The organism is Rhodobacter sp. JA431 (genome assembly GCF_900217725.1).
Lineage (GTDB): Bacteria > Pseudomonadota > Alphaproteobacteria > Rhodobacterales > Rhodobacteraceae > Rhodobacter > Rhodobacter aestuarii.
This window is the reverse complement of the sequence record NZ_OBMP01000001.1, coordinates 491,733-510,768: the sequence shown is the minus strand read 5'-3', so window position 1 is coordinate 510,768 and position 19,036 is coordinate 491,733. Positions and strand designations below refer to the sequence as shown.

The window sequence follows — 19,036 nt, the reverse complement described above, 5'->3', positions numbered from 1 at the left end:
CATGTGAGATACCGCAGCCTACAAATAAAAACGCGCCCCGAAGGGCGCGTTTTCTTATCTCAGGCTCGGGAACGGCTTAGTGGCGTTTGCCTTTGTAGGGCGCCCAGAGCCGTTTGTTGGTGAGATAGAGCAGCACGGTCATCAGGCCGAGCAGCAGAACCGCCACGAAGCCCATTTGTTTGCGCGCCATCATCTTCGGTTCCGCAGCCCACATCAGGAAGGCCGAGACGTCATAGGCCATCTGTTCGATGGTGGCCGGGGTGCCGTCGTCGTACTCCACTTGATCTTCCACGAGCGGCGGGGGCATTTGCGCCCAGCTACCATGGGTGATCTTCACGCCATTGGCGTCCTTACAGCTGTCCGGCACGCCGCCAACTTGGAAGGTGTGGTTGTAGTAGTAACCGTCGATCCCATCCGGAGCACATTCCGGGTTTTCTTCGAAGCCGATGATGTAGTTGTAGAGGTATTCCGGACCGCCCATGCCCTTGAAGAGCTGGTTCAGGCCGAGGCCGTTCGGGCCCATAAAGCCCGCACGCGCTTTCGCCATCACCGAGAGGTCCGGGCCCATGCCGTCACCAACACGTTCGGGGAACATGTCGGATTCTTTACGGTCACGCTCTTCGTCGGTTTCCGGGTCCAGCACACCGTCCAAGCCAGCGGCGTATTCACGCACGAAGGCCGGGTCGAGTTGCGGGCCGCCATCATCGGCGAGCGTGCGGATCGGCACGAATTTCATGCCGTGGCAGGCCGAGCAGACTTCCGAGTAGACTTGGAAGCCACGACGCAGTTGGTCCACATCGTAGGTGCCGAACGGACCTTCGAAGCTGAAGGCAACGTCAGGCACGTTGTGGTCGACGGCCATCGCACCACCAGCGCTAAGCATCAGCGCGGAAGCAGCAGAGATCAGAAGCTTTTTCATGATTTCAGTCCTCTTCTCTCACTCGGCCGGATTGCCGTAATGGCTGTTGTAATCTTCCTCAATCGTCGCCGGCATCGGCGTCGGTTTTTCGATCGCGCCAAGCAGCGGCAGGATCACAAGGAAGTACGCGAACCAGTAGGTCGCCCCGATCAGCGAGATCCAGTCATACGGGAACTCGGTCGGCATCGCCCCCACCCAAGTAAGCAGGATGAAGTCGCCAACCAGCAGCCAGAACCACAGTTTGAACTTCGGACGATAGGAGCCCGAGCGGACTTTCGAGGTGTCGAGCCACGGGGCCAGCGCCATCGCGATGATCGCGCCGAACATCGCGATAACACCGAACAGTTTGGCGTCAACGACGCCGAAGGTGATCCCGTCAACCAGAGCCACAGCCCAAACGTCGGCGGTGAAGGCGCGCAAGATCGCGTAGAACGGCAGGAAGTACCATTCCGGCACGATGTGTGCAGGCGTCGAAAGCGGGTTCGCTTGGATGTAGTTATCCGGGTGGCCGAGGTAGTTCGGCATGTAAGCCACGACCGCGAAGAACACGACCATCACCAGCGCCAGCGCGAACAGATCTTTGATCACGAAGTAGGGCCAGAAGGGCAGGGTGTCTTTCTCGGCTTCTTCTTTCGAACCGCGACGCACTTCAACACCGGTCGGGTTGTTGTTGCCCGTGGTGTGGAACGCCCAGATGTGCAGCGCGACCATAGCCACGATCACGAAGGGCAGAAGATAGTGCAGCGAGAAGAAGCGGTTAAGCGTAGCGTTGTCGACCGCCGGCCCACCGAGCAGCCATTCTTGCACGCCAGGGCCAAAGCCCGGGAACGCACCGAAGAGGCCGGTGATAACGGTGGCGCCCCAGAAGGACATTTGCCCCCACGGAAGCACGTAGCCCATGAACGCGGTGCCCATCATCAGCAGGTAGATAACCATACCGATGACCCAGGTGATTTCGCGCGGCGCCTTGTAGGAGCCGTAGTAGAGACCACGGAAAATGTGGATATAGACCGCCAAGAAGAACAGCGAAGCGCCGTTGGCGTGGATGTAACGCAGCGCCCAGCCGCCGTTCACGTCGCGCATGATGTGCTCGACCGAGGCGAAAGCCAGATCGACATGCGGGGTGTAGTGCATCGCCAGCACGATGCCGGTGACGATTTGCAGCACCAGCGTGAAGGCAAGGACGATCCCCCAGATCCACCACCAGTTCAGGTTCTTCGGCGTGGGGATCATAATGGTGTCGTAAATCAGGCTGACGATCGGCATACGATCATGCAGCCACTTTTCGATGCCCGTTCTGGGCTCGTAATGGTCGTGCGGAATTCCGGACATGTGTCTTCCCCTCAGCCCAGCTTGATGGTGGTGTCGTCGACGAAGGCCGCCAGCGGGATATCAAGGTTCCGCGGCGCCGGGCCCTTGCGGATACGGCCAGCAGAGTCGTAGTGCGAGCCGTGGCAGGGGCAGAACCAGCCACCGAAATCACCCGAAGCGCCGCCCATCGGCACGCAGCCGAGGTGGGTGCAAACGCCGATCATCACCAGCCATTCGCCGGCTTCGTCCAGCGTGCGGTTTTGGTCGGTCGCTTCCGCGCCGGGTTTGTTGGCGTTTTCAGCCGATTTGTCGCGCAGCGACGAAACCGGGACCGAACGCGCAAGGTCGATGTCTTTTTGATCGCGGCGACGAATGAACACCGGCTTGCCGCGCCATTTCACGGTCAGCTGGGTGCCCACTTCAACGCTCGACACGTCAACGAAAATCGACGCGAGCGCTTTAACGTCTGCTGAAGCGTTCATTTGGTTGATCAGCGGCCAAACGGCCGCGCCCGCCACCACGACACCCGTCGCGGCGGTAGCATGATAGAGGAAATCCCTCCGAGTGCCTTCGTAGTCTTCTGCGTGGGACACGAGTCTTCTCCCTTCCCGAGCCTGGATTTCAAGCCGATGCGCCGTTGCAGGCCGCTTCTGGGGGCGGCCTGCCATGCGTTCCGTTTAACGCCGACGCCCTTGTCAGTCCAGCAGACAATCACAATGGGGTGAGGCGAAAAGCCGCAACTTCCCCCGATTCGCGCTTTTTTGTCGCTGCCTCATGGGGTTGGCTTGGCGCGTGTTGCCGTTTTAGTGGTCAGTCCGGTGCGAGCATATACCCAGCACCACGCACTGTCTGCAGGTAGCGCGGTTCGCGCGGATCGGGCTCGATCTTGCGCCGCAAGCGGGTAATCTGAACGTCCACCGCACGGTCGCCCGCCCCTTCTTCCGAACTGGCGGAGCGATCCCGGCCCAATTCATCAATCAGATCGGCGCGGCTGATCACTTCGCCCGGATGCGCCGCAAAGATCCGCATCAGTGCGGCCTCGGTTGCGGTCAGCCGCACTGCGGCATCCCCTTGCCACAACTCGCCCCGCTCAATCTCATAGCGCAGCGGACCCAGCCCCAAAAACTTCGGGCCAGAGGCGGTGGTTTCCGGCACGCGACGCAAGATCGCATTGATTCGCAACAATAATTCTTTGGGCTCAAAGGGTTTGGGCAGATAGTCGTCCGCGCCTGCCTCGAGCCCCTCGATCCGGTCGCGGGTCTCGCCGCGCGCGGTCAAAAGCAGGATCGGGGTGGACATTTTCGTGCGCAGATCGCGCGTCAGGCTCAGCCCGTCTTCGCCCGGCATCATCACGTCCAGCACGATCAGGTTGAATTCGAGCCCGGCGAGCAGCTTGCGCGCATGCGCCGCATCGCGCGCGGCAGTCACCAAAAAGCCATTGCGCGCCAAGAACTTGTGCAAGAGCCCCCGGATTCGCTCGTCATCATCGACGATCAGCAAATGTGGCGCATTGGCGCTCATGCTTCATCCTTCAGCATCTGGTAGTGACGGTGCAGATCAGGGTCCATCATCGCCTCAAGCACCTGCCGGAACCCGGCCACCGCTTGTGGCCCTGCCGCACGATAGGCCGCCCGCATCCGCCCGCGCTGCGCTTTTGAAAGCTCGTGCTCCAACTCCGCGCCAGCCTCGGTCAGGTAAAGGTTCCGCTCGCGCTTGTCGCGGTTGCCCACCCGGCTCTCTACCAGCCCATCCTCGATCAAGGTCCGCAGCACCCGGTTCAAGCTTTGCTTGGTGACGCCCAGAACGGAAATGAGCGTTGTCACCGTCAGGCCGGGTTCGCGGTTGATAAAGTGGATCGCGCGGTGATGTGCGCGCCCATAATTGTGCTTTTCCAGAATCCGGTCCGGATCGGCGGTAAAGCCACGATAAGCAAAGAACATCGCCTCGATGCCTTTGCGCAATTGTTCGTCGGTCAGAAACAGGAGCGTTTCGCCCCCAGATGCCCCGGTCTCGGCCATGTGATCCTCGCTTTTGATCCTTTTAGGGCAGTCTTGTTGACTTTCCAAGAATCAATTGTTACCGAGACCGGGAAGTTGCGCAACTTTCTGACCTGTTCTGGCCCGTTTGGCGCAACTTATGACAATTTGGGCTCAAGGAGGGCAGCATGGACGGCGCATATGATGATCGTGATGGTAAGATCTGGATGGATGGGGAAATGGTCGAATGGCGCGATGCCAAGGTCCATATCCTGACCCATGCGCTGCATTACGCCTCGTCGGTGTTTGAGGGCGAACGCTGCTACAATGGCAAGATCTTCAAAGGGGTGGAACATTCCGAACGGCTGCGCAAATCGGCGCAACTGCTGGATATGGAAGTGCCCTATTCGGTCGAAGAGATCGAAGCCGCGAAATACGCGATGCTGGAAGCCAATGGCTGGAAAGACGCCTATGTGCGCGCCGTGGCATGGCGTGGCGCGGGCGAAGACATGGGCGTTTCGGCGCGCAAAAACCCGGTGCGCATGGCGATCGCGGGTTGGGAATGGGGCAACTATTATGGCGATGCGAAGATGAAGGGCGCCAAGCTCGACATCTCCAAATGGCGTCGCCCTGATCCGCACACCATTCCGTCGGCGGCCAAGGCGGCGGGTCTTTACATGATCTGCACCATGTCAAAACACGCCGCCGAGGCGAAAGGGTGCTCGGACGCGCTGATGATGGACTATCGCGGCTATGTCGCCGAGGCGACCGGGGCGAACGTCTTCTTCGTCAAGAACGGCGAAGTGCACACGCCGCTTCCGGATTGCTTCCTCAACGGCATCACCCGCCAAACGGTGATCGCCATGCTGAAGGAAAAAGGGATCACCGTCCACGAACGCCATATCGAGCCCGTGGAACTGGCGGGTTTCGAGCAATGCTGGCTCACCGGCACGGCCGCCGAAGTCACCCCGGTGGGTCAAATCGGGGACTTCCACTTTGAGGTGGGCGCACTTACCCGCGATATCGCGGAAAGCTACGAGAAACTCGTGCGCGCCTAAGCGGCTGGCCGCTGATCAGCCCCTTTCGGGGTCGCAAAGGCGAAATTTGCTACGGGGGCACGCCAGAGGCGTGCCCTTCTCCCAATTCGGCCCACCCTTGGCAGTGCGGGCCGATCTTCCTGCGAGGTCCGATTTGGGTCGGATCAGTCTTCCGCCTTGGCTTCTTCGCGCGCGATGCGCACAAATTCCCGCACTTTCGCGCCGGAACGATCTTCCGGGCGTTGGCTCAGTTCTTCCACGGCGGGATGCACGCCTGCTTTGCGGTCCATATCCACATATTGGGCGGTGCGGGTGCCTTCAGCCTTTGGCTCGGCATGGTCGATGATGTGACGGGTCATGTCTGCCTCCTTCAGCTTCATCTTTGACAGATTAGCACCGAATCGGACCTACGTCATTGCTCTGGGTCATATTGGGCCGACAAATCGTTGCGAGACGACTCAGCCCTGCGGCGTGACCGCTTTACGCGCCCGCTTGCGCTCCAGCCCCAGCCGATGTTCGCGCCAGATGATCATTACGCCCGCGAAAATGATCAGGCCCGCGCCGCCCAGCATCCAAAGCGTGGGCACTTCGTCAAAGAACCAATAGCCGATCCCCAGCGCAAACAGCATCGAGACATAGTCAAATGGCGCGACGATCGAAGCATCGGCAAAGCGGTAAGATGAGGTCAGGAAAATCTGCCCCAAGCCCCCCAAAAGCCCGCAAGAAATCAGCAAAATCGCCTCCCGCGGGCCGGGCATCACCCAGCCAAAGGGCAGGCTGATGAGCGAAAGCCCCGCCGAGGTGATGGTGAACCAAAACACAATTGCCGAGGTGCGCTCGGTGGCGACCATTTTGCGGATGAACACTTGCGCCAGCGCGGCAAAGGTCGCCCCCATTACGGCAAGCACTGCGCCCAAAGCCTCTACCGGGTTATCGCCGCTCACACCGCCCAAACGGGGCCAGAGCACGATCAGCACGCCCACCAGCCCAAGGCTGACCGCCGAAAGCCGATAGGCGCGCACGTTCTCGCCCAAAAACATCGCCGCAAAGATCACCACCAAAAGGGGCGCGGTGTAGCCAAGCGCGGTGACCTCGGGCAGCGGTAGCAGTGCAATGGCGGCAAAGTTGAGCCCCATCGCCGTGGTGCCCGCGACGCCGCGCCAAACATGGCCCATCGGGCTTTTGACTTTGAACCCTACGCGCAATTCGCGCCGCCAGATCAGCCACGCCAAAATCACCGGCAGCGCGAAAAGCGAGCGGAAGAAGACCGTTTCGCCGGGCGGCACATGCGGAGCGACCGCTTTCACAAGGCTCGCCATCGCAATAAAAAAGAGAACCGACAGAACCTTGAGGGCAATGCCGGTGACGGGGCTCGGCATCGGGGCCGGGCTGGAAGGGGCGGTTGGGCGCATGGCGCAAACCTAGCGATCCGCACGCCGGGGGAAAGGGCTATTGCGGCGTTTTGCCCGCAAGGCAGCCATGCGCCCAGCGCGCGGCCTCTGCCACGGTTGGGTCCGGGTCGTCCAACAGGGCCTGCACCGGGGGCAGAAGTGCTGCCAAGCCAGAATTGCCCGCCGCATAAAGCGCATTGCGCACCATCCGGTTGCGACCGATCCGCTTGATCGGGCTTCCTGCGAAGCGCGCGCGGAAGGCGGCGTCGTCAAGGGTGAGAAGCTCCGCCAGCGGCGGCGTGCCGTGACGATGCGCATAGCCGATATCCTGCGCGGCAACGGCGAATTTGTTCCATGGACAGGCGGCGAGGCAATCATCGCAGCCATAAATGCGGTTGCCCATCAACGGGCGCAACGCTGGGTCGACCGGCCCATGATGTTCGATGGTCAGATAAGAGATGCAGCGCCGCGCGTCGATCCGGTAGGGCGCCGGAAAGGCCCCGGTGGGGCAGGCGTCCAAACAGGCGGTGCAAGATCCGCAATGGCTGACCTCGGGTGCGTCGGGGGGCAGATCAAGCGTGGTGAAGAGCGCGCCTAAAAACACCCAATTGCCCAGATCGCGCGCCAAAAGGTTGGTGTGCTTGCCCTGCCAGCCCAAACCCGCCGCCTGCGCCAGCGGCTTTTCCATCACCGGGGCAGTGTCGACGAAAACCTTGATCTCGCAAGGCTCTTGCTCAATCAGCCAACGCCCCAACCGTTTCAGGCGGCGTTTCACAAGGTCATGGTAATCCTTGCCCTGCGCATAGACCGAAATCGCGCCGCCATCTTTTACCTTGGTCGCGGCGCGCGGGTCTGTCTCGGGGCTATAGCTTTCCGCCAGCATAATGACAGAGCGCGCTTCGGGCCAAAGGGCTGCCGGATCGGCGCGCCAATGCATCCGCTCTTCCATCCAGCGCATTTGTCCGTGGTGCCCGGCCTCGACGAACCCTGCAAGCGCCTCTGGCAAATGCGGCACCGCATCGGGCCGGGTGATGCGCGCCTTGGCAAAACCCTCAAAAAGGGCGCGCTCTACCAGCCGTGTCTTCAGATCTTGCAGGTGCGCCTCCGCTGTGCCGTGCCGCTGATGCGCTTAAAAATCCAGTTCCGCATATTGCGGCGAGGGGGGCATGCCCGGCAATTGGTCTGCCAAAAGCGAGCGGAAGGCCGGGCGCGATTTGATTTTCGCATACCATTGCTTGACCACTTCCGAGCGATGCCAATCCACATCCGAGATGTAATCTAGGCAACTCATATGCGCGGCGGCGGAAAAATCGGCCAAGGTCATTACATCCCCCGCCAGCCAACGGCGCTGATCTAAAAGCCAGCCCATGTAATCAATGTGGAACTTGATCGCCGCCAAGCCTTCCTTGATCGTCTTGCTGTCGGGGTAGCCTTTTTTCTGCACCTTCTTCCAAACGCGCTCGCCCATCACCTTGGTGGTGACTTCGCTGTTGAACTTGTCATCAAACCACGCGCAGAGGCGGCGCACCTCATAGCGCGCCTCGGGGTCGCGCGGCATCAATTGCGGGTCCGGTACGATTTCGTCAATGTATTCGCAGATCGCCTGACTTTCGGAAAACAGCCGATTGTCATAGCGCAGCACGGGCACCTTGCCTGCAGGGTTGCGGCGCGTGAATTCGGTGCTTTTCTCCCAGTAACGCTCTTCGACCAGTTCCACTTCGATCTTCTTTTCCGCCAAAGTCAGGCGGACCTTGCGGCAAAAGGGCGAAAGGGCAACGTGATAAAGGCGGTTCATCTGCAACATCCAAAACAGCTTTTCCCCCTGATACCGAGGGGGGCGAGGTGGATCAATGCTTCTTGAGAAGGGGTTAACCCTCCCCTTTGGGTTTGCGCGCCTTTGGCTTGGGCATCGGGAGATGGGTTTCCATCAACGAAATCAGGCCCCACAGCCAATCGCCATCTTCCCATTGATCGGCGCTGATCCGGAAATGTGGCTTCGCCCCTTTGTAGGGCGGGGCTTCTTCGGGCGCGCCCAAATAGGCGGCCGCCTCGGGCAAGTGCTTCACAAAGAGCGTGTCATCGCAAATGAGCGCGACCATCTTGCCGCCCGCATAAACCCCATATTCGCCAAACATTTTGCGCGCGGTCACGCCACGCCCCTCAAGCTGCTCCAGAAAGAAAGCGATGGTTTCAGGGCTTGTGGCCATCACAAAGCCCGTCGGGCGCGCAGCGCTGCCGAAATCGTGCCATCATCAAGATAGTCAAGCTCGCCGCCAATCGGCACGCCTTGCGCCAGTGAGGTCACACTGGCCCCGGTGCGCTCTAGCGCTTCGGCAATATAATGTGCAGTGGTTTGGCCTTCGACCGTGGCATTGAGCGCCAAGATCACCTCGGTCACATGCTCCGCTTCCACCCGCTCGATCAATCGGGGAATGCCCAGTTCTTCCGGCCCCACAGCATCAAGCGCGGAAAGCGTGCCGCCCAAAACGTGGTAGCGTCCCTTGAACGCGCCACCGCGTTCCATTGCCCAAAGGTCGGCCACATCTTCCACAACGCAAATCTCACCGGTGGCGCGGGCGGGGTTTTCGCAAATCTCGCAAGTGCCGCCCACGGCGATATTGCCGCAAACCGGGCAATCGCGCGCGGTTTCGGCGACGCGGGCCAGCGCCGCCGCCAAAGGGGCCATCTGTCCCTCCCGGCGGCGCAACAAATGCAAGACGGCGCGCCGCGCGGAGCGGGGGCCAAGCCCCGGCAGCCGCGCCATCAGCGCGATCAGCGCCTCGATCTCGTCGCGGCCCCCGCCAGCCCCCAAGCTCATCTTAGCCCGGGAAGTTCATATCGGCGGGCAGGCCCAGATCGCCCATCAGCTTGCGCTGTTCTTCACCGGCTTTGTCTTGCGCCCGGGCTTGTGCGTCTTTCACAGCGGCGATGATCAGATCTTCGACCACTTCCTTTTCCGAAGGCACAAAGATCGACGGATCAATTTCAAGCCCGGTCAACTCTCCCTTGGCGGTGACGCGCGCCTTGACCAAACCGCCACCGGCCTCGCCTTCCACGATCATCCGGCCAAGCTCGTCTTGCAGTTGCAGCATCCGCTCCTGCATTTCCTTGGCGGCTTTCATCATTTTGGCCATGTCACCCAACTGGCCCAAACCCTTCAGCATTACTTTCTCCTCAATGTTAGTTGTCCTCGAAAGGATCCCATTCGTCTTCCACCTCTGGCAGCGCTTCGGCGGCTTGTTCAGCCTCTAGCTCTGCGGCGAGGGTGATCTGTTCAAACGCGGCTTGCGGGAAGGCGGCAAAGATCGCCTGCACAACCGCGTTTTCGGCCCGCGCCTCGGCCTCGGCAGCCAGTTTCGCGGCATTTTCACGCTCAAAAATCGTCGGTTGCCCGCCCTCAGAGACCACCGAAACGCCCCAACGCGCGCCGGTCCAGCCTTGCAGGCGTTGCGCAAGGGTCTGCGCCAAGTCGCGCGGCGCATCGGGGGCAAGCTCAAACTCGATCCGGCCGGGGGCGTAGCTTACCAGCCGCACGCCGCGCTCCACTTGGTGCCGTAAAAGCCCGTCGCGCATTTTGGCGATCAGTTCGACCACATCTTCAAACTTGGCATACCGCGCCAAGGCCGAGGCTGCAGGCTGCACGGCCAGCGCTGCTGAGCCAGACATATGCAAAGGCCGCCCGCCAAGCATATGCCGGGTTGTGGCTTCGGCGCGCGGGCCACCACCGCCCCCGCCCCCGCCCCCGCCTTGCGCCGGGCCCGCGCCCCCCGCAGCACCGGGGCCACCCATCACCTTGCGCATCAGCGTTTCCGGGTCGGGCAGGTCTGCCACATGGGTGAGCCGAATAAGCGCCATTTCCGCGGCCATCATCGCGTTTGGTGCGCCCGCCACCTCTTCAATCGCTTTCAATAGCATCTGCCAAAACCGGCTGAGCACCCGCATCGGGATCGCCGCGGCAATCGCTTGGCCGCGCGTGCGTTCCTCGGGCGGCACGGTCGGGTCATCGGCCGCTTCGGGGGTGATTTTGATCACCGAAACCCAATGGGTGATTTCCGCAAGATCGCGCAGCACGGCCATCGGGTCCGCGCCATCACTATATTGTGCGCCAAGTTCGGTCAGTGCGGCAGCGGCATCGCCCTTCAGGATGTGGTCGAACAGGTCCAGCACACGGGCGCGATCGGCCAGCCCCAGCATCGCACGTACCTGATCGGCGGTGGTTTCGCCCGCGCCGTGCGAAATGGCTTGATCGAGCAAAGACATCGCATCACGAACCGAGCCTTCGGCGGCGCGGGTAATCAGCGCCAGAGCATCTTCGGCGATTTGCGCATTTTCCAGCCCGGCCACCTTTTGCAAATGCGCAATCATCACCTCAGGCTCGATGCGGCGCAAATCAAAGCGTTGGCAGCGGCTAAGCACCGTCACCGGAACTTTGCGAATCTCGGTCGTGGCGAAGATGAATTTCACATGCGCCGGCGGTTCTTCGAGCGTTTTCAAAAGCGCGTTGAAGGCTGAGGTCGAAAGCATGTGCACTTCGTCGATGATATAGACCTTGTAGCGCGCAGAGGCGGCCCGGTAGTTCACGCTTTCAATGATCTCGCGAATGTCGCCCACCCCGGTGCGCGAGGCGGCGTCCATTTCCAGCACATCTACGTGCCGACCTTCGGCAATCGCCTTGCAGTGTTCGCATTCAAGGCAGGGCTCGGTCGTTGGCCCGCCGTTCCCATCGGGGCCGATGCAGTTAAGGCCCTTGGCAATGATCCGCGCGGTGGTGGTTTTGCCGGTGCCGCGAATCCCCGTCATGATAAAGGCTTGCGCGATCCGGCTTGCCGCAAAGGCGTTTTTCAGCGTGCGCACCATCGCCTCCTGCCCGATCAAATCGGCAAAGGTGGCGGGGCGGTACTTGCGGGCAAGAACCTGATAGCCCGAGGGGTTTTGCGCGGGGCTTTCGGCGTCGGTCATGGGCGCTCCTGAATTGCTCGCGCAGTCTAGCGAGGCGGTGGGCCAAGTCAAACCGATGCCGCGGGGCGCCGCGCTATGCGCGCGGCGCGTGTTTAGGCGGAAGTAAGGCTCGGGAAAATGGGTCCGAGCCAGCTTGTCTTACTGGTCAATCGTAGCGCAGCCTTTTCTGGCGGCCATGCAGCGCGCTTTGCAGCTTTGCTTTGCTGCGCTGCTCGCCGTCGCGGAAGATCCGCCCAAACACTCTTGTTCGCATACGCCGTAAGCGCGGCAATCTTTCGCAAAGGCGTTTTGTGCGCCAAGCAACGCCAAAAGGACCGCCGCAGCGGTGAGAGAGATCGTCTTCATTGAGTGCCTCCTTGAGTGCAGATAAGAAAGTCTGCACAGCGCGGGGCATACGCGGTGCAGATGCGGGTACCAAACGCCTGCCCGCGCGAAGGTGCAACTTAGGCAGATTGTCGCGGTTTGGAAGGTGCTTCGGGTCTTGCTCGGCGCCGCATCAATCTTGGCGCGTGTTCTTTGTAACGCCAGCTTCCGGAACGCGCGTGAAGGAGAATTGCTTGGCTGCGGCTTGGTCAAACGTCACAAGCCTGTCGACCGCAACGCCAAGCGCCTCATCGGGCGTGAACCCGATTTCCCCGTGTAGCAAAGTGTCGCTTTCAATCAGCGTAATTTCGTCGCCCAAGCGCGCTTTGAGCGCGCGGATCGAGCCGATTGGCACGCGGCTATCCTCAGGGCCATGCAAGGCCAGCACCGGCGCGGTTCCCGGTTTTGCAAAGCGTCCATAGGCAAAGCCGCCTGAACTGATCATCGCAGAGCGCACGGTGAAGGGCTCAATCCGCAATTGTGGCAGCAGATAGAGGGCATTAAGCGCGGAAATCGCTCCGGCCGATGACCCGGCCCAGATGATTTCTTTGCCCAAGCCTCGGGAGGGCCCCTCTTTTTCCAGCCAGCGGAGTAAAGCTCCGCAATCTTCGACCACGGCCAAGGCGCGATCACGCTGGAAGATTCGTTGCATCGGGTCTTCTGTCGCAGCGGCCTCGGCCACGAGGTCACGCATGAGCCGCCGCATTGGCTTTTTGAGAAGGGGGCGCTGACGGTGTAGCCGATAATCGGGGACGGCGACGGCGTAGCCGTGGCGCACGAAATGCCCGGCAATGACACTATGGAGCTTTTTTTCGCGCGATCCTGCGATGAAGCCGCCCGCATGCAGCCAGATCACCACGGGCCAATCGCGGCCTGTTTTCGGACGGTAAAGGTCTACGGCGATGGGGAGCGGCCCGGTTACGCAGGGCTGTTCTGCATAGATGGCAGTCTCGACCTCGAAGAGCGGTTGAAGCGCTTCCAATTCGCGCTGAAATGCCTTCATGCGCTTCAGATAGGCGAGTTTCTCCGCGCTGATGTTTCGTTGCGCAGCGCCCATAGAACCGCCCCAAGCAAATGCCACTTCCGCGAGACGGTTCGAAAACGTCTAAAGAACATCTATCGGCGGGAATGGCACGAGACAAGCGTCGCGTTTCCTGATGCGCTAATGCCAACGCCAAGGGTTTCAAGCCGAAGTCGAAATGCGATGGGAGGGTGAGAGGCTGGACAGCGACCCAAGCGGGGCTCGTTGCGGCTGCTTCCTTCCGGACCTGACCGGGTTGGCGAGGCGCTCGCCCGCGCCAACCTCTCGCGGCGTCATATAGTCGTCACGCCGCTCCCTTGCAACCCTTGGATCACAGGCTGATCGCTTCCATCACCTGCGGCTCAATCACCCGCACATCCGGCAGACCTTCCACCAGTGCCGCCGCTGATTGCTCCAGCAGCGGGAAGGTGCGGTAATGGCACGGGATCACGGTCTTGAAATTGAAGTATTTCTTCGCTGCCCAAGCAGCGGCGCGCATATCCATGGTGAAATGGCCACCGGCAGCAAGAATGCCGATATCGGGTTGGAAATATTCGCCCATCCACTGCATTTCCGAGCTGATGCAGGTGTCGCCCGAAAGGTAGATCACATGGCCTTCGCCCGCGATCATATAGCCCGACTCGGCGCCCGCATAGATCGGCCCGGTCGGCCCGCTGATTGACGAAGAGTGCATCGCAGGCACCATCGTCACCTTAGCGCCGCCCAGATCAACGGTGCCGCCTTTGTTGAAGCCAATGCCGTCAATGCCGTCATGCGCTTCCCAATGGCTCACGATGTCGTAAATGCCGACGATCGGCACATTGAGTTCTTTCGCCAAGGCCAGCGTATCGGCGGAATGGTCGCCATGGCCGTGGGTGAGCAGAATATGCGTGGCCCCGGCCAGCGCTTCGGCGCGTTTTTCGGCTGGGAACACCGGGTTGCCGGTCAGCCAAGGGTCAATCAGGATTACGGCGTTTTCAATTTCAAGACGAAAGCCGGAATGGCCTAGCCAAATCAGGTTCATGTCATCCTCTTTCTGTTGCTTCAACGAATCTACTGCCCCGAAAGCTAGCGTGGATATGTGACAAGGGAAGGCGCGCAGGCGTCACAGGGGCCAGTTAAGGACGCTGTGCTTGAAAGCCTCCGCCCCGGACGCTAAACCCGCATCCAGACAAGCGGAGACACCCACCCATGTCCATCGACATTGATACCGCCCGCAAGGTGGCGCATCTGGCGCGCATCCGCGTGGCCGAAGACGACCTGCCGAAACTGGCCGAGCAACTCTCGGGCATCCTGACCTTCATGGAACAATTGAATGAGGTGGATGTGGAGGGCATCGAGCCGATGACCTCCGTCACGCCGATGCGGCTCAAGCGCCGCGTCGATGAAGTGACCGACGGCAGCTATCCTGAGAAAATTCTCGCCAATGCCCCCGATGCCCGCGAGGGCTTCTTTGCCGTGCCGAAGGTGGTGGAATGAGCCTGAACAAACTGACCATTGCCGCCGCCCGTGACGGGCTGAAAGCGGGCGAGTTCACCTCGGTCGAGCTGACCGAAAGCTGCCTTTCGGCGATTGAGGGCGCGGATGCGCTCAATGCCTATTGCGCCAAAACGCCCGAGATCGCGCTGGAACAGGCGAAAGCCGCCGATGCGCGGATTGCGGGCGGTGATGCGCCTGCGCTATGCGGCATTCCGCTCGGCATCAAAGACCTGTTCTGCACCAAAGGTGTGGCATCTCAGGCGGCCTCGCGCATTCTTGAGGGCTTCAAGCCGGAATACGAATCCACCGTGACGCAAAACCTGTGGGATGCGGGCGCGGTGATGCTGGGCAAGCTTTCCATGGACGAGTTCGCCATGGGCTCCAGCAACGAGACCGCCTGCTACGGTCCGGTCGTGAACCCGTGGAAGGTCGATGATCGCCAGCTAACGCCCGGCGGCTCGTCTGGCGGTTCGGCAGCGGCCGTGGCCGCTGACCTGTGCCTTGGCGCAACCGGCACCGATACGGGCGGCTCAATCCGCCAGCCCGCGGCCTTCACCGGCATTGTGGGCATCAAGCCGACCTATGGCCGCGTGAGCCGTTGGGGCGTGGTGGCCTTTGCTTCTTCGCTCGACCAAGCGGGTCCGATGACCAAATCGGTGCGCGATGCGGCGATCATGCTCGGCACGATGGCCTCGAATGACGCCAAGGACTCGACCTGTGTCGATTTCCCGGTGCCGGATTTCGAAGCGGCGTTGACGGGCGATATTCGCGGCAAGAAAATCGGTATCCCGAAAGAATACCGCATGGACGGGATGCCCGCCGAGATCGAGAAGCTGTGGAACGATGGCGCGGCGATGCTGCGTGATGCCGGGGCCGAGATCGTCGATATCTCGTTGCCGCACACCAAATACGCGCTGCCGGCTTATTACGTGATTGCGCCGGCGGAAGCCTCTTCCAACCTCGCGCGCTATGATGGCGTGCGTTACGGGCACCGCGCCCATCTGGGGGCGGGCGAGGGCATCGTCGATATGTATGAAAAAACCCGCGCCGAGGGCTTTGGCCCCGAGGTGCAGCGCCGGGTGATGATTGGCACCTATGTGCTGTCGGCGGGCTTCTATGATGCCTATTACAACCGCGCGCGGCGCGTGCGGGCGCTGATCAAGCGCGACTTTGATCTCGCCTTTGAGGCGGGCATCGACGCGATTTTGACCCCTGCGACGCCCTCATCGGCCTTTGGTCTTGGAGAGATGAAAGACGCCGATCCTGTCGAGATGTATCTCAACGACGTGTTCACCGTGACGGTGAACTTGGCGGGTCTGCCGGGCATTTCGGTGCCGGTGGGGCTGGATGCCAAGGGCCTGCCGATGGGGCTGCAACTCATTGGCCGCCCGTGGGGTGAAGGCGATCTGCTCAATCAAGCTTTGGTGCTTGAGAAAGCAGCAGGTTTCACCGCGAAGCCTGAGAAGTGGTGGTAAGGAGCCGCGCAATGCGCAAGCTGTTGGTGTTTTCTGTTCCGGTTTTGGCTTTGGCCGCCTGCGATCCTCCGGTGCCGAATTCGGCGGCGGGCGTGGGCTTTGGTGACTATCAGACCTATTTGCACCAACGCGAGGCGGAATTGCGGGGCCAGCCTGCAGCGGCCGCCCCGGCCCCGGCGCAAGCTGTGGCGCCAGGTGGGGCCTATGGCACCACAGGCTATGGGGCAACGCCTGTCACCTCTGCGGCGGGGCAGGCGGAAGCTTCGGCCCCAATGGCGACGACGGCCTCGGATGGCACGATTGGGGCCGATACTTTGGCCGCGCTGCGGGCCACCTCTGCCACCGAGGCTCCGGCCGCGCCCGCGGCGCAAGACGCCGGGGCACCACTTGATGCCATGGCCCCTGCGGCCGATCCGGTGGTGACGCGCGGGGCGACAGGGCCGAACCTTGCCGCCTATGCGCTTTCGGCAACGAATGCGCCGGGGCAGCCGGTTTACAAGCGGGGCGGCTTCAAGCTGATCAAGACCGAGCGCGCCTGCGCGAAATATGTCTCGCCCGATCTGGCGCAGATGGCGTTTTTGGAGCGTGGCGGCCCGCAAAAAGACCCGGGCAACCTTGACCCCGATGGTGATGGGTTTGCCTGTGGTTGGGACCCGCGTCCGTTTCAGGCGGCGCGGCAGTGACAATATCCCCCGCTTCGCCCAACTATTCCGAGCGGCGCGGGGGCGCGCAGCCTGAACTGATCGTTTTGCACTATACCGGCATGGAAAGCGCGGCGGCGGCGCGTGCGCGGCTGTGCGACCCTGCGGCAGAAGTTTCCGCCCATTGGCTGATTGCCGAAGATGGGACGGTTGAGGCTTTGGTGCCCGAAGCGATGCGCGCTTGGCACGCGGGCGCGGGCGCTTGGGCGGGGCGCGAGGATGTGAACTCCCGTTCGATCGGCATTGAACTGGCCAATACTGGCAATGCGCCCTTTCCCGAACCGCAAATGGCCGCGCTGGACCGTTTGCTGAAAGAGATTATGGCGCGCTGGGCGATTGTGCCCGAGGCAGTGATTGCCCATTCCGATATGGCGCCGGGCCGCAAGATCGACCCCGGCCCGCGCTTTGATTGGGCAAGGCTTGCGCGCCAAGGGTTGGCCGTTATGCCAGAGGCCGGTGGCATGGCTCCGCCCGTGGCCGAGGCGGGCTTCATGGCAATGGCGGAAACCTTTGGCTACCCGGAAGCCCCCTTTGAGGTGCTGCTCGCCGCATTTCGGCTGCGGTTCCGGCCCCGTCACACTGGCCCGCTCGATGCCACCGATATGGCACTGATCACCGATCTGGGCCTGCGATTTGGGGCTGATGGTGGCTCTTGGCGCTCTAGCTAGGCACCTTTACGCCCATTGACCTTTGCGCCCTTCGCGGCGTAAGGCAGGCGCGCGCGGAGAACTGGATGACCGCGGCGGCCCATAGCTCCGTTTTGCGGATAGCTGGGCGGTCGAGGAAAGTCCGGACTCCATGAAGCAACGGTGCCGGGTAACGCCCGGCGGGGGCAACCCTAGGGAAAGCGCCACAGAGAACAGACCGCCCTCGCTTGCGGGGGTAAGGGTGAAACGGTGGGGTAAGAGCCCACCGCGGGCCTGGTAACAGGAACGGCACGGCAAGCCCCACCGGGAGCAACGCCGAATAGGGACCACGCGCCAGCGCAAGCTTGGCAGGGGAGCTTCGCCCCGAGTGGTCCGGGTTGGCGGCTAGAGGCTGTGGGCAACCGCAGCCCCAGAGGAATGGTCATCCAGGGGGCAACCCCGGACAAAATCCGGCTTACAGGTTCTCCGCGCATATCTGCTTCGTGATCGGGCTTGACGGTTCCCACCCTTGAAGGGCGCGCCTTCTGCGCCACCTCTGGCTGGAACAAGGGAGGCCTGCCATGAGCTACACACTCAACCGCCTATTGGAAAACACCCCGTTTGACGAGGCCGAGGCGCGGACCCGTTCGGCGCTGGCTGAGCGCGGCTTTGGGGTGATCACCGAAATTGATGTTGCCGCAACGATGAAGGCGAAGCTGGACCGCGAGATGACGCCTTATAAAATTCTGGGTGCCTGCAACCCGCCGCGCGCCTTTGCAGCGCTTCAGGCAGATCCGCGGATTGGCGCGATGCTGCCGTGCAATGTGATTGTGCGCGCGGTTGAAGGGGGTGTGGAGGTCTCTGCCGTCGATCCGGTTGCCTCTTTCGCTGAGGTCGAGGCAGAGGGCGCGCGCGCCATCGCCGCTGAGGTGCGCGAGATTTATGTCGACCTGATCGCCAACCTCTAACGCGCACAGAAACCGTTGGCCTTTGGCCAGAATGCGCGCAGTATTCACCTGCGTTTCAGTTCATATTGGGGGGAGAGATGAGTTTCGTCAAAACACTCGCCACGCTGGCGGTGGGCTTTGCCGCCGCGAAAGGCGTGCAAAAGTTTCAGCAAATGGGCGGCATGGACGGTATGAAAGACGCCCTGCGCAAAGCCGATCAGCCCGGCGGTATGGCCGAGCAGATGGGGGCTTTTGCGCAGCGCATGGGCGTGCCCGGCGGCAAAGAGGCCGTGCAGGATATGTTCGCCAAATGGGCGCCCCAAGCCGCCGCGATGACCGAGGCCGCCGAGGCAAATTTTGGCAAAATGATGGGCACCATGACGGGCGCGGCAACGACCGGGGCCAAGAGCCTGTCGGATATGCTTGGCGCGGCGATGGCGGATCCGATGGTGGAAGCCTCTGCCGAATCGCAAGCCAAGCTGATGATCCGCGCGATGATTCAGGCGGCCAAAGCCGATGGCGTGATTGATGAAGAGGAAAAGGCCGCGATTCTTGCACAACTCGGCGATGCGACCGAGGAAGAGATCGCGTTTGTGCAGGCCGAGCTTGATGCGCCGATTGATATTGACGGGCTGGTGGCCGAGGTCGGCGAAGCGGCGAAGATGCAGGTCTATACGGCTGCAGTGATGGCGATTTCGGTCGATACAGAGGCTGAAAAACGTTATTTGGCCAATCTAGCGGCGGCTTTGGGGGTGAATGCGGAAACCGTGATGCAGGTGCATCGCAGCCTCGGCAAGCCGCTCGTCTAAGCCGCGCGACAGGGCCAATGGC

General features: G+C 61.6%; 22 protein-coding genes and 2 other RNA genes. 8 read left to right on the top strand and 16 right to left on the bottom strand.

The window, feature by feature from the left end:
• Window positions 1-76: 76 nt before the first annotated feature.
• The 5 genes from CRO18_RS02130 to CRO18_RS02110 form a co-directional block, all read right to left on the bottom strand.
• Window positions 77-919 (bottom strand): cytochrome c1, encoded by an 843-nt coding sequence (locus tag CRO18_RS02130; protein WP_097080890.1) that lies wholly within the window; start codon window positions 917-919, stop codon window positions 77-79.
• Between the two features lie 18 nt (window positions 920-937).
• Window positions 938-2,251: a cytochrome b gene (gene petB / locus CRO18_RS02125; RefSeq protein WP_097080889.1), complete on the bottom strand. Its 1,314-nt coding sequence runs from the start codon at window positions 2,249-2,251 to the stop codon at window positions 938-940.
• A gap of 11 nt (window positions 2,252-2,262) precedes the next feature.
• A complete protein-coding gene (petA, locus tag CRO18_RS02120) occupies window positions 2,263-2,823 on the bottom strand; it encodes a ubiquinol-cytochrome c reductase iron-sulfur subunit (RefSeq protein WP_076484995.1) in 561 nt (186 codons plus the stop codon).
• A 217-nt stretch (window positions 2,824-3,040) separates the two neighbouring features.
• A complete protein-coding gene (locus CRO18_RS02115) occupies window positions 3,041-3,751 on the bottom strand; it encodes a response regulator (protein WP_097080888.1) in 711 nt (236 codons plus the stop codon).
• Window positions 3,748-4,248 (bottom strand): MarR family winged helix-turn-helix transcriptional regulator, encoded by a 501-nt coding sequence (locus CRO18_RS02110; protein WP_076484993.1) that lies wholly within the window; start codon window positions 4,246-4,248, stop codon window positions 3,748-3,750. Before CRO18_RS02110 ends, CRO18_RS02115 begins: the two co-directional genes overlap by 4 nt.
• Before the next feature lie 146 nt (window positions 4,249-4,394).
• Here CRO18_RS02110 and CRO18_RS02105 point away from each other — a divergent pair, with 146 nt between their 5' ends.
• Entirely contained in the window at window positions 4,395-5,264 is an 870-nt protein-coding gene (locus CRO18_RS02105) for a branched-chain amino acid aminotransferase (RefSeq protein ID WP_076484992.1), read from the top strand.
• Window positions 5,265-5,407: 143 nt separating this feature from the next.
• On the opposite strand, the gene CRO18_RS02100 is transcribed toward CRO18_RS02105, so the two are convergent.
• From CRO18_RS02100 to CRO18_RS02045, 11 genes are all read right to left on the bottom strand, one after another.
• Window positions 5,408-5,602, bottom strand: a complete 195-nt coding sequence (locus CRO18_RS02100; RefSeq protein ID WP_076484991.1) for a hypothetical protein — start codon at window positions 5,600-5,602, stop codon at window positions 5,408-5,410.
• A 99-nt stretch (window positions 5,603-5,701) separates the two neighbouring features.
• On the bottom strand, window positions 5,702-6,622 hold the full coding sequence (locus CRO18_RS02095) for a DMT family transporter (RefSeq protein ID WP_308811418.1): 921 nt from the start codon (window positions 6,620-6,622) through the stop codon (window positions 5,702-5,704).
• 70 nt (window positions 6,623-6,692) lie between these two features.
• The gene (queG, locus tag CRO18_RS02090; RefSeq protein ID WP_249275984.1) at window positions 6,693-7,730 is read right to left on the bottom strand and encodes a tRNA epoxyqueuosine(34) reductase QueG; all 1,038 of its coding nucleotides are present in this window, start codon (window positions 7,728-7,730) and stop codon (window positions 6,693-6,695) included.
• A 33-nt stretch (window positions 7,731-7,763) separates the two neighbouring features.
• Window positions 7,764-8,429 (bottom strand): glutathione S-transferase family protein, encoded by a 666-nt coding sequence (locus tag CRO18_RS02085; protein WP_076485054.1) that lies wholly within the window; start codon window positions 8,427-8,429, stop codon window positions 7,764-7,766.
• 73 nt (window positions 8,430-8,502) lie between these two features.
• A complete protein-coding gene (locus tag CRO18_RS02080) occupies window positions 8,503-8,841 on the bottom strand; it encodes a TfoX/Sxy family protein (protein ID WP_097080886.1) in 339 nt (112 codons plus the stop codon).
• A complete protein-coding gene (gene recR, locus CRO18_RS02075) occupies window positions 8,841-9,452 on the bottom strand; it encodes a recombination mediator RecR (RefSeq protein ID WP_097080885.1) in 612 nt (203 codons plus the stop codon). Before recR ends, CRO18_RS02080 begins: the two co-directional genes overlap by 1 nt.
• A 1-nt stretch (window position 9,453) precedes the next feature.
• On the bottom strand, window positions 9,454-9,798 hold the full coding sequence (locus CRO18_RS02070) for a YbaB/EbfC family nucleoid-associated protein (RefSeq protein ID WP_076484986.1): 345 nt from the start codon (window positions 9,796-9,798) through the stop codon (window positions 9,454-9,456).
• 16 nt (window positions 9,799-9,814) lie between these two features.
• Window positions 9,815-11,593: a DNA polymerase III subunit gamma/tau gene (locus tag CRO18_RS02065; RefSeq protein ID WP_097080884.1), complete on the bottom strand. Its 1,779-nt coding sequence runs from the start codon at window positions 11,591-11,593 to the stop codon at window positions 9,815-9,817.
• Between the two features lie 496 nt (window positions 11,594-12,089).
• Window positions 12,090-13,013, bottom strand: coding sequence for an alpha/beta hydrolase (locus CRO18_RS02055; RefSeq protein ID WP_097080882.1), 924 nt, complete (start codon window positions 13,011-13,013; stop codon window positions 12,090-12,092).
• Between the two features lie 154 nt (window positions 13,014-13,167).
• An RNA gene (gene ffs / locus CRO18_RS02050) (signal recognition particle sRNA small type) lies at window positions 13,168-13,264 on the bottom strand.
• 44 nt (window positions 13,265-13,308) lie between these two features.
• Window positions 13,309-14,001, bottom strand: a complete 693-nt coding sequence (locus CRO18_RS02045; RefSeq protein WP_097080881.1) for a metal-dependent hydrolase — start codon at window positions 13,999-14,001, stop codon at window positions 13,309-13,311.
• A 167-nt stretch (window positions 14,002-14,168) separates the two neighbouring features.
• Between CRO18_RS02045 and gatC the strand changes: the two genes are divergently transcribed.
• The 7 genes from gatC to CRO18_RS02010 all read left to right on the top strand — a co-directional run bounded on the left by gatC (window position 14,169) and on the right by CRO18_RS02010 (window position 19,014).
• Window positions 14,169-14,456 carry an Asp-tRNA(Asn)/Glu-tRNA(Gln) amidotransferase subunit GatC gene (gene gatC, locus CRO18_RS02040; protein ID WP_076484981.1) on the top strand — a complete coding sequence of 96 codons (288 nt, stop codon included), beginning with the start codon at window positions 14,169-14,171 and terminating at the stop codon, window positions 14,454-14,456.
• Window positions 14,453-15,931 carry an Asp-tRNA(Asn)/Glu-tRNA(Gln) amidotransferase subunit GatA gene (gene gatA, locus CRO18_RS02035; RefSeq protein WP_097080880.1) on the top strand — a complete coding sequence of 493 codons (1,479 nt, stop codon included), beginning with the start codon at window positions 14,453-14,455 and terminating at the stop codon, window positions 15,929-15,931. Before gatC ends, gatA begins: the two co-directional genes overlap by 4 nt.
• Window positions 15,932-15,942: 11 nt before the next feature.
• Window positions 15,943-16,614 (top strand): hypothetical protein, encoded by a 672-nt coding sequence (locus CRO18_RS02030; protein ID WP_097080879.1) that lies wholly within the window; start codon window positions 15,943-15,945, stop codon window positions 16,612-16,614.
• The gene (locus CRO18_RS02025; RefSeq protein ID WP_097080878.1) at window positions 16,611-17,300 is read left to right on the top strand and encodes an N-acetylmuramoyl-L-alanine amidase; all 690 of its coding nucleotides are present in this window, start codon (window positions 16,611-16,613) and stop codon (window positions 17,298-17,300) included. Before CRO18_RS02030 ends, CRO18_RS02025 begins: the two co-directional genes overlap by 4 nt.
• Window positions 17,301-17,353: 53 nt before the next feature.
• An RNA gene (rnpB, locus tag CRO18_RS02020) (RNase P RNA component class A) lies at window positions 17,354-17,752 on the top strand.
• An 87-nt stretch (window positions 17,753-17,839) separates the two neighbouring features.
• The gene (locus CRO18_RS02015) at window positions 17,840-18,226 is read left to right on the top strand and encodes a DUF302 domain-containing protein (RefSeq protein ID WP_076484977.1); all 387 of its coding nucleotides are present in this window, start codon (window positions 17,840-17,842) and stop codon (window positions 18,224-18,226) included.
• 77 nt (window positions 18,227-18,303) lie between these two features.
• Window positions 18,304-19,014 (top strand): tellurite resistance TerB family protein, encoded by a 711-nt coding sequence (locus CRO18_RS02010; protein WP_097080877.1) that lies wholly within the window; start codon window positions 18,304-18,306, stop codon window positions 19,012-19,014.
• The last annotated feature ends 22 nt before the right edge of the window (window positions 19,015-19,036 follow it).